Origin of the sequence: Rhodococcus sp. YH1 (genome assembly GCF_009939605.1) — a bacterium.
Taxonomy (GTDB): Bacteria; Actinomycetota; Actinomycetes; order Mycobacteriales; family Mycobacteriaceae; genus Rhodococcus; species Rhodococcus aetherivorans.
Genome location: NZ_WVTE01000101.1, coordinates 1 through 8,145, shown reverse-complemented (window position 1 = coordinate 8,145; position 8,145 = coordinate 1). Strand labels below are relative to the sequence as shown.

At 70.7% G+C, this 8,145-nt stretch carries 10 protein-coding genes; 2 read left to right on the top strand and 8 right to left on the bottom strand.

All coding sequences use genetic code 11. The features are described 5' to 3' along the window. Positions 1–253: hypothetical protein (locus tag AIIKEEIJ_RS09665; protein WP_238406284.1), on the top strand; the 253-nt coding region annotated here is incomplete at its 5' end. A 216-nt stretch (positions 254–469) separates the two neighbouring features. After that, entirely contained in the window at positions 470–610 is a 141-nt protein-coding gene (locus AIIKEEIJ_RS32525) for a hypothetical protein (protein WP_006934528.1), read from the top strand. Between the two features lie 45 nt (positions 611–655). Here AIIKEEIJ_RS32525 and AIIKEEIJ_RS32960 read toward each other — a convergent pair whose 3' ends face one another. From AIIKEEIJ_RS32960 to AIIKEEIJ_RS09625, 8 genes are all read right to left on the bottom strand, one after another. Continuing rightward, entirely contained in the window at positions 656–1,153 is a 498-nt protein-coding gene (locus AIIKEEIJ_RS32960) for a hypothetical protein (RefSeq protein WP_238406283.1), read from the bottom strand. Then, on the bottom strand, positions 1,143–1,682 hold the full coding sequence (locus AIIKEEIJ_RS09655) for a hypothetical protein (RefSeq protein WP_161995538.1): 540 nt from the start codon (positions 1,680–1,682) through the stop codon (positions 1,143–1,145). Before AIIKEEIJ_RS09655 ends, AIIKEEIJ_RS32960 begins: the two co-directional genes overlap by 11 nt. Further along, on the bottom strand, positions 1,682–2,893 hold the full coding sequence (locus AIIKEEIJ_RS09650; protein WP_161995537.1) for an MCE family protein: 1,212 nt from the start codon (positions 2,891–2,893) through the stop codon (positions 1,682–1,684). Before AIIKEEIJ_RS09650 ends, AIIKEEIJ_RS09655 begins: the two co-directional genes overlap by 1 nt. Beyond that, positions 2,890–3,948 (bottom strand): MCE family protein, encoded by a 1,059-nt coding sequence (locus AIIKEEIJ_RS09645; RefSeq protein WP_006947495.1) that lies wholly within the window; start codon positions 3,946–3,948, stop codon positions 2,890–2,892. The genes AIIKEEIJ_RS09650 and AIIKEEIJ_RS09645 overlap by 4 nt, the downstream gene beginning before the upstream one ends. After that, positions 3,945–5,072, bottom strand: a complete 1,128-nt coding sequence (locus AIIKEEIJ_RS09640; RefSeq protein ID WP_338020930.1) for an MCE family protein — start codon at positions 5,070–5,072, stop codon at positions 3,945–3,947. Before AIIKEEIJ_RS09640 ends, AIIKEEIJ_RS09645 begins: the two co-directional genes overlap by 4 nt. Then, positions 5,069–6,106 (bottom strand): MCE family protein, encoded by a 1,038-nt coding sequence (locus tag AIIKEEIJ_RS09635; protein ID WP_161995535.1) that lies wholly within the window; start codon positions 6,104–6,106, stop codon positions 5,069–5,071. Before AIIKEEIJ_RS09635 ends, AIIKEEIJ_RS09640 begins: the two co-directional genes overlap by 4 nt. Further along, positions 6,103–7,125 carry an MCE family protein gene (locus AIIKEEIJ_RS09630; RefSeq protein WP_161995534.1) on the bottom strand — a complete coding sequence of 341 codons (1,023 nt, stop codon included), beginning with the start codon at positions 7,123–7,125 and terminating at the stop codon, positions 6,103–6,105. Before AIIKEEIJ_RS09630 ends, AIIKEEIJ_RS09635 begins: the two co-directional genes overlap by 4 nt. Continuing rightward, positions 7,122–8,145 (bottom strand): MCE family protein (locus AIIKEEIJ_RS09625; protein ID WP_161995533.1); only part of this gene is annotated, 1,024 nt, incomplete at its 5' end. The genes AIIKEEIJ_RS09625 and AIIKEEIJ_RS09630, both read right to left, overlap by 4 nt.

Below are 8,145 nucleotides of genomic sequence, written 5' to 3'. Positions count from 1 at the left end.
GCAGGGGGATAAACCGAATATGACAGGCACGGCAACGCGCCGCCACACAGCACACGACGAGGACGCCCGGAGCACCCCGTTGGTGCTCACGTCCACCACCGGCGCATCGACGTCGGGGTGGCGCTCCGCCCTCGGGCACGCACTCGGCACCGCCGTCTCCGTCAGCGCCGCGGCCCTCATGGTCACCGGCCTGACGGCGATCGGCACCACCACCACCGTCACGGGTCTCGTGTCCTTCCTCCGGACGAACTGATCGTCCCGGTCGACCGAGCCCCGTCCATTCCGACACCACAGACAGGAACAACACCACAGATGCACACCTCCGCTGTCGCCGCGGCCCGTCGCTCCATGAGCACCGAGGAGATCAAGGCCCGCATCGAGGCCATGTTCGCGGAACACGACCAGCAGGAGCACCCGACGGCCGACTGACCCTCGGCAACTCGGGCCACACGTCGAGAGGAGAACCGAAATGAACGCGAACGTGGTCCAGCTACTGCTACTGCTCGGTGCCGCACTGGGCGGCACCGCGGCCTTCAAGGCCTACCTGGTGCGATCGGATTCCGAGCATCCGCACCTGTCCGACGACCTGGGCCCCCGGCCCCGGTACTGACGAGACGGCACCCGCCCGGGAGACTCCTCTCCCGGGCGGGTCTTCTCAGCCCGGGCCCGGACGGCCCAGCCCTCGGAGCACCGTGCGGGCCAGTCCCGACACGTCGCGCCACGGTCCGTGCAGGACCGGCAGTATCTCCGCCGGCAACCGGGTCAGCTGCCGGCGGGTCGCCGTCACCGGGGTGAGCAGCCAATCGGCGGTGTCCACGATCCGTTCGACCTTCCGGAGAGTGAGGTCCACCCGGTCGATCGACGCGCCGAGCCGGTCCACCGCCACGGCGAAGTCCCCGAGCTGCTCGTCGAACCGCCCCAGCACCCGGTCGAAGTTCGCGAGCGAGACGCCGATCCCGTCGGCCACGCCCTCGATCCGGGCGATCGTCACGTCCGCGTTGAGCGCGGCCTGTGTCAGCCTCCTGATCCGTCCCGACGTACCGTCGCCGGGTCCGGTCAGGTCCGCCATGTCACCGCGCCGCGCCATGTCACCGCCCCGCGGCATGTCACCGCCCCGCGGCATGTCACCGCCCCGCACGCCGTCATTTCGCATCCGCTCCCTGCAGCAGCCACCGGTCGTCCATTCGAGCGAGGGTGATCAGGAACCGCGTCGCGTCGACCCGCCCGTCCGGCACCGCGACGTTCTTCACGTCCTGGTCGAGGAACACGAGCACCGTCGCGCGATCCGCGTCCAGTGTCTCGACCGCGGCGTGCGACACGGTCGCGACGGACACGCCCTGCCCGTTCTCGACGAGCCCGCGCAGGTCCCCCGCCACCGAGCGGTACTTCTCGGCGAACTCCCCGGTGGAGACGTCGGTGACCGCGGCCAGCGCATCGTCGAAATGCTGGTAGTCGTAGGTGCCGAGGGCGATCGCGTACTCCCGCGCCCGGTCCAGCGCGTCGGCGCGCAGGCCCTCGGCCTGCTCGGCCTGCCACCACCGGAATCCGCAGAAGCCGGCGGCCGCGGCGAGCAGCACGATCAGTGCGGGCGTCAGCCATCGCCGCACCCGGGAGCGCGGGGCCGGCGGATCCGGCGGCGCGGTCGCGGGGGTGTCGTCGACAGTATGGTCCGTGGTCGGCATCAGTTACCCAGTCCTTCCAACAGCTTCTGCCAGTACTGCAGCACCTCGACTCCGGTCGGGACGAGCAGCGGGTCCTGCGCCATGTCCGGCCCGGTCACCCTTCCCGGGGTGCTCTGGTGTTGCAGTCCGAGGTCGTCGGGCCGCGGCGCGACGCGGGCGCCGCGCTGGGCGAGGTCTTCGCCCGGCGGGCAGTAGAGCGACAGGTTCGGCGTGCGGGGGCTTTCGTCGCCGACCGTGCGGCGCTGTGTGTCGTAGTAGCAGACCGGACCCTGCGTGGCGACGAGCGAGAAGTCGCCGCGGTCGCCCTTGACCACCGAGGTCAGATCGCCGAGTGCCGCAGGGATCGAGTCGAGGCCGGTCGCCAGCGCCGGGGTCCGCGGGGCGAGCACATCGCCCACGGTCACCAGGTTCGTCAGCAGCAGCCCGTAGTCGTCGCGGGTCTCGGCGAACAGCTCCTCCGTCTTCGCCAGCGCGTCCGGCGACCGGTCCAGCAGGTACACGAGCGCGTCCCGGCTGCCCACGAGCTGGTCGGAGACGTCCCGGACGGCGCGCATCGCACCCGGGAAGGTGCCGGCGTCCTCGGCGAGCGTGTTCACCAGATCGACACCCTGTTCGAGAAGTGCCGCCAGGGCCGGCGCCCGTTCGGATGCCATCGTGGAGAGGGCGTCGGCGTTCTCGATCATCGACTGCAGGTCCGCTCCGGTCCCGGCGAGGGCGGTGCCCCACGTCTCGCCGAGCGTGGCGACGGACTGCGGATCGATGCTCTCGACCAGTGCGCTCATCCGCACGAGCAGCTGATCGAGACGCAGTCCCTGCTCGTCCGCCGGGACCTCGACGGTGTCGCCGTCCGTCAGGTAGGGGCCGTCGGCGGTCTGCGGTTCGATGTCGAGGGTGAGGATGCCGATCGCGGTCGCGGTGGCGATCCGTCCGGTGCTGCCCACCGGGATGCGGGTGTCCGGATCCAGCACGAGCACCGCCGTCGAGCCGCGACCGCCGTCGTCGATCGTCACCGATTCGATCTCCCCTACCGCGACCCCGCGGTAGGTCACCGTCGTTCCGGGGCCGATACCGCGGGCATCGACCAGGTGCGCTCGCACCTCGATGCCGCCACCGAAGCTCTGCGGGCCCAGGACGTAACGGACGCCGAAGGCGGTGGCCAGCAGGCCTACCACAACGAACAGTGAAACCTGCACCAGCACCGGGTGTTTCATCGAACACCGCCCCGAAGCAGGTCCGGCAGCCCCGCCGGGACGGTGACCGGCGGCGACTCGCCGAGCATCGTCACCGGAACGCCGCCGGTGAGCAGCATGTCGATCGCTCCCGGCACGTCCAGGGCGCCGTCGAACAACAGGTAGTCGCCGTGCACGGACCGCGCGAAGCCGTCCATGAAGGCGTTCATGTTGGTCAGCGCAGACCCCACGGTGTTGTTGAAGTCCCTTATCCCGGACAGTATTTCGTCCAGGTCGTCGACCGCTCCGCCGATCCGGCCGGAGTCCGCCAGCACCGTGTCCAGCGAGGTGAGCACCGACGAGGTGCTCGAGACCAGCGACCGGAGGTCCTGCTCCTGAGCGGCGAGCAGGTCCACGACCTCCGCGCTGCTCGCCAGACCGTCGTCGATCAGCTGTTGCTGCTGCGCCAGCCGCGCGGCCACCGCGTCGGTGGCCCGCAGCGCCCGCGAGATGTCGTCGCCGTTCTCGGCGGCCAGCGCCATCGTCCGGTCCGTCCGCTCGAGCAGTTCCCGAACGGTCTGCCCCCGGCCGCCGAAGGCGGCGTTCAGCTCGGTGGTGATCGTGCGCAGCTGGTCCAGACCGCTGCCGTTGATCACCTGTCCGAGCATCGCGAACGTGGCCTCGAGTTCCGGCCCCATCTCCGTCCGGTCGATGACGTCGCCGTCGGCGAGCAACTCCGGCGACGGCTGCTCCGGCAGATCGATCTGGACGAACGGGTTGCCCAGCGCGGACGGCAGCCGCACGGAGGCACCGACGTTCGACGGAAGCGCGGCCCATTCACTCATGCTCAGTTCGAGGAAGGCCCGGTGCCCGTCCGTCGAGATCCCGTGGACCCGGCCGACCACAGCCTGACCTGCCCGCACCTCGGTGCCGGGATCGATCCGATCGGCTCCGTCGAACACGGCGATCACGCGGTAGGTCTCGCCGGCGCCGCTGCGTCCCGTCGGCAACTGATGCAGACCCAGTCCGCAGCCGGTCACCGAGACGGCCACCGCGGTCAGCGCAGCGACGAATCCCGTTCTTCCCCAACGACTCACCGGACGCCTCCCTCGTTCAGCGCCCGGTCGAGCGACTCCGGCACGAGGTCCTGGAACGGATCGGACAGGTCGAAGGGAACGGTGATCGGGTTGGTGAAGCCGGCGCCCGTGCACAGGGGAAGGCGCTCGCGCTCGCAGAGTTCCCTCGCGCGGGGAAACTGGCCGACCTGGGTGGAGATGTTCAGGCGGATACGCGCGGTGGTGTCGGCGCCGATCGTGTTGTCGATGTTCTGCATCGCCAGCGGCAGCACGTCCATGAACTCGGCGAAGTCGACCTCGTGCTGTGCGAACTGCCCGGTGAGGACCTGGGCGTTCGAGACGACGGCGGCGATGTCCTCGCCGCGGGAGCCGAGCAGGACGTCGAGCCGATCGAGGATGGTCGTCAGCTGACCGATCGGCCCGGCGACGTCGAGGTTCTGTCGTTGCATCTCGGCGCCGAGTTCGGACAGCCCCCCGGCGAGCTCGGACAGGGAGCCCTGCCGGGCATCGACGGCGGCAACCGCGACGCCGAGGTCGTCGACGAGGGCACCGATGTCCTCGGACCGGGCACCGAGCACCGAGCCGGCCGACCCGAGCGCGCGCAGCGCCCGGTTGATCTCCGGCCCGAGGCCTGCGGTGGCGCCGGCGGCGAGGTCGAGGGTGGATCCGAGCGACCCGGATTCCGGTCCCAGTGCCGCGGCGATCGTATCGACGCTCTCGAGCAGTTCGTCCCAGTTGATCGGCGCGTGACTGCGTTCGGGCGGAATGACATCGTCGCCCTCGAACCGCGGTCCGGCGGTGTACACCGGGCTCAGTTCCACGAACCGGTCGCTGATGATCGACGGGTTCATCACGAACGCCGACACGTCGGCCGGCAGCGTGATGTCGTCGGGGATCCGCATCGTCACCTCGACCACCGTTCCGGCCGGTTCCACGGCTTCGACGGTGCCGACGGGCAGGCCGAGGACCGCGACCTTGCTCCCCGGGTAGATGCCTCCGACGGACGCGAACTCGGCGGTCACGGTGCGGGTGCGGTCGGTCCCGACGAACACGTACCAGGCAGCGGCAGCACACAGCGCCGCGACGACGACGATCCCGATACCGCGCAGCAGCCGGGTCTTCCGCGTGGTTCCGACGGTGGTCACCGGCAACCCTCCATCACTCCGAGGGCACACAGCAGGTTGTCCGGGATCGGCCCGGCCGGGGCGTGGACGTCGACCCAGTTGCCGTTGCCCGAGGCGTCGGCCGCGGCGCGCAGGGCGGGCGGAAGCCGGGTCATCAGCACGTCGATCTGCTCGGCGTTGCGGTTCAGCGTGTCGGTCACCGACCGCATGTTCCCCAGCAACGCGTCCATTTCGCCGGAGTTGTCGGTCAGGAACGTCGCGGTGTGCTCGGTGAGCAGCCGCAGATCCTCGACGAGTTGCACGAGGGAATCCTTACGGGCTTCGAGGATCGACACCACGGTCGTGGCGTTCTGCACGAGCAGCTCGACGTCCCGGCTCTGGCCCGCCACGATGGACGTGAGCGACTTCGACGCCTGCAGCAGGGAGTAGATGCGGGCGTCGTTGCGGGACAGCATCTCCGCCGCGGCGGTGGCTCCGGCGAGCGCATCGGCGATCCGGCCCGGGTCGGACGGCACGGCGTCGGCCAGGGTGTGCATCATCGCCTCGAGGGCGGGCACGTCGAGTTCCCGGGCCACGTGCTGCGCCTCGGACGCGAGGTCGTCGAGGCTGTACGGAACGGAGGTCCGCGCCAGGGGGATACGCCCGCCGGGCAGTTCTCCGGCACCGGCGGGCGTCACTGCCAGGTAGATCTTCCCGAGGATGGTCCTGAGCCGCACCTCGGCGGTCGTCCGGTCGCCGAGCGGCTGGCCGCCGTCGACGCGGAACGCCACGATCACCCGGTCCGCCGCGAGCTCGAGGCTCTCCACCCGTCCGGCGGGCACACCCGCCACATACACCGGATCGTTGGGTTGCAGACCGGCGGCGTTGGCGAATTCCGCGGTGTAGCCGTTCGTCCGGAGCAGGTACGTGGCCCGGGGCGCGGCCAGGGCGACGGTCATCACCAGGGCGACGAGGACGATGTCCACGGCCCCGACGACGAGCGGGTTGCCGGCGCGGCCGCGGCGGCCCGCGAACACGGCCCGCAGCGCGTCGCGAATCTGCTGCGCGCGCCTCATCGGCACACCTCCGAGTACGTCGAACCGAAGATGTTGGTTTCGAAATCGCCTGCCTTGATGGTGAAGTTGCACATGTAGAGGTTCAGCCAGCCGCCGTAGTCGCTGATGCGGTTGAGGCTGTCGGCCAGTTCCGGCAGCCGGCGCACCGCCTGCTCGAAGTTCTCCGTCTGCGGGATCCAGGCGTCGGTCATCACCCGCAGATCGGTGACGGACCGGTCGAGGGGCGCCATCGCGCCGGCCATGAGCACCGCCGTCGAACGCACCGCGGTGCTGCCACGGTCGACGAGCGTGGCGAGTTGCTCACCGTCCCCGGCGAGTGCGTCACCGACGACGGCCAGCCCGGAGAGCAGCCGGCTGATGTCCTCGCCGCGCCGGTCCGCCACGGCGACGAGCGTCTCGAGACTGCCGACCAGACTGTCGAAGACCTGCTCGTGGTCGGCGATGTCGCTGCTGACCGCGGCGATGTGCAGCAGCAGGGAATCGAGGGTGCCGCCCTGCCCCTGGAACGCCTCGATCACCGCGGTGGCGAGCGCATTGATCTGCGCCGGATCGATCGACTCGAACAGCGGCTCGAATCCGTTGACGAGCGCGGTGAGATCCAGGGCGGGTGCGGTCTGCTCGATCGGGATCGTCGCGCCCTCCGGCAGTACCGTGCCGGTGCTGCGCTCCGGCAGTGTCAGCGCGACGTACCGGACGCCGATCATGTCGCCGTAGTTGATGTCGGCGGTGACATCGGTGGTGAGCTCGAATTCCGAGTCGATCTCGAAATCCACCACTGCCCGCGAGGTCCCGTCGTCCCGGGGGGCGAACGTCACGTCCGAGACGCGCCCGACGCGCACGCCGGCGAGCGTGACGTCGCTGCCGGGGCTCAGCCCCTCGACGTCGGTGAACTCGGCGGCGTAGTCGCGGGTGGGCCCGGTGACGGTCCTGTCGAGGGTGTTGCCGACGACGACCGCGGCGAGGACCCCCACCGTGCAGAACGCCGCCAGGCGCAGCGCCGGCCGGAGCAGCGTGTTCACGAGACCGCCACCTCCGTGCCGCGGACCAGGGGGGCCAGCAGAACCGAGGTCGCGGTGGACGGGTCCACCTCCGTCGCCTTCGGGTCGGACGGATCCACACCGCCCGCGATCTGCTCCAGGTAGCCGAGGGTGTCGCGTTCGGTGGCGGCCGAGAGGACCGGCCGGCCGTCGACCGGGTCACCGCAGTTCGCGCCGTCGAGCCCGGGGTAGCGCGGGCAGTCCGCCGCGGTATACGGCATCGGATCGGAGAAATCCACGACCGCGGTGATGTCGAACCGGCCGGTGGCGAAGACCCGCGCGCCGGCGTCGCCGAAGGTCGTGAGGTAGCGCAGGGTGTCGTCGAGGCCGGTGGTGTCCGCGGCGAACGTACCGAGCACCGGGCCGCCGTTGCGGACGACCGAGATGATCCGGTCGGTGTTCTCCGACATCAGCGCGGAGCCCTCGGCGGCCAGGCCGGCGCCGCCGCGCAGCAGCCGCGCGATGCCGTCCCGGCGCTCGAGGACGATCTCGGAGAGCGTGGCCGCGTTCTGCATCGTGCCGATCATGTCGTCCGTCGCTGCGGCCATGGCCTCGGTCACCGCCGCCAGCTGCGGCGACACCGCCAGGCCTGCGTCGATCCGGGGACCGAGCTGCTCGGTGAGCGCGGCGGTGCGGTCGAGGGTCCGGCCGAGGGTCTCACCGCGGCCGGCGAGCGCCTGGCTCATCGCGTCGAGCGCGACCGCGAGCCGGTCCGGGCGCAGTTCCTGCAGCAGCTCCGTGGTGGTGTAGTACAGGCCGGCCAGTTGCACGGCCTCGGCCGAGGTGTCCGCGGTGACCTGCGCACCGTCGCGCAGGCGCGGCCCGGCGGCGGGGTCGCCGGGCGGCACCAGTTCGAGGAAGACGTCACCGAACAGGGTGCGCGGCACGATCCGCACCCGCACTGCTGCCGGGATGTTCCGGATCGCGTCCGGGTCGAGCTGCATCGTGATACGCGAGCCGGTGACACCCGCGTCCAGGTGGGCGAGACGGCCGACGTGCACG

Excerpts from the sequence above, each read along its gene's own strand:
- AIIKEEIJ_RS32525 (WP_006934528.1), top strand. The coding sequence starts at position 470 with ATGAACGCGAACGTGGTCCAGCTACTGCTACTGCTCGGTGCCGCACTG.
- AIIKEEIJ_RS32960 (WP_238406283.1), bottom strand. The coding sequence starts at position 1,153 with ATGCGAAATGACGGCGTGCGGGGCGGTGACATGCCGCGGGGCGGTGAC.
- AIIKEEIJ_RS09655 (WP_161995538.1), bottom strand. The coding sequence starts at position 1,682 with ATGCCGACCACGGACCATACTGTCGACGACACCCCCGCGACCGCGCCG.
- AIIKEEIJ_RS09650 (WP_161995537.1), bottom strand. The coding sequence starts at position 2,893 with ATGAAACACCCGGTGCTGGTGCAGGTTTCACTGTTCGTTGTGGTAGGC.
- AIIKEEIJ_RS09635 (WP_161995535.1), bottom strand. The coding sequence starts at position 6,106 with ATGAGGCGCGCGCAGCAGATTCGCGACGCGCTGCGGGCCGTGTTCGCG.